Here is a 910-nt window from a genome sequence, read left to right on the forward strand (position 1 = left end):
AACAAAAGTAAAGGAAATAAGATAATAAATAGATAATTATACTTAACTACAAGTAAAAAAGACACTCTTTTATTTCCAAAAAAATAAAAAAGAGCCAACTTACTAAGTTGACTCCATTGCCTACAGATTTTGATCTGCAGGTTTTCTTTTTTTATTTAATAATTGTTCCTTCACAAGGTGCACCAGCAGCATTTGATTCATCAGTATCGATATGCATTGCTAAAGCATAGCTATCGCTGACACGGCAGACAACATCACCAAAAACAAGTGAACGGTCAGCTGATTTCACTTCAACACTGACAACATCTTTATCTTGTACTCCAAATTCTTGGGCATCAGCAGGTGTCATATGAATGTGACGTTTTGCAGCAATAACACCACAAGAAATTTCAACTTCACCAGCAGGACCAACCAATTTGCATCCAGCAGTTCCTTCGATATCTCCAGATTCTCTAATTAATGCTTTGATTCCTAATGATCTAGCATCTGTTAAAGAGACTTCAACTTGAGTTTGAGCACGTGTAGGTCCTAAAATAGACATTTTTGTTTCGCCTTTTGGACCAATAACAGTGACTTTTTCCTGACAGGCAAATTGTCCAGGTTGTGATAAATCTTTTTTGTTTGTTAAAACATATCCTTTACCAAATAAAGTTTCTAAATCTGCTTGTGATAAATGTACATGTCTAGCAGAAGTTTCGACTAAAATTGTTTTTCCCATAAAATATCCTCCTATAACATACTTATCTTACAACTTTTTTGTGTGTTTGCAAAGGAATTTGTTTCTTTTTGATAAAAATCTAACCCTAGATAAATGTTGGTAACTATATTTAAAATATATTGATTATATGGTCTTAAATGAAAATTCATTTGTAAAGTCACTATATCTTAGCTCACACATGGAGTTCATGAT

1 protein-coding gene is annotated in these 910 nt (G+C 32.9%); it reads right to left on the minus strand.

Annotation, left to right across the window (positions count from 1 at the left end; genetic code table 11):
- Nucleotides 1-151: 151 nt before the first annotated feature.
- Nucleotides 152-718: a phosphate propanoyltransferase gene (gene pduL / locus B5G32_RS13555; protein ID WP_087243016.1), complete on the minus strand. Its 567-nt coding sequence runs from the start codon at nt 716-718 to the stop codon at nt 152-154.
- Between the last annotated feature and the right edge of the window lie 192 nt (nt 719-910).

This window comes from Massilimicrobiota sp. An80, assembly GCF_002159255.1.
Classification (GTDB): Bacteria; Bacillota_I; Bacilli_A; order Erysipelotrichales; family Coprobacillaceae; genus Allocoprobacillus; species Allocoprobacillus merdigallinarum.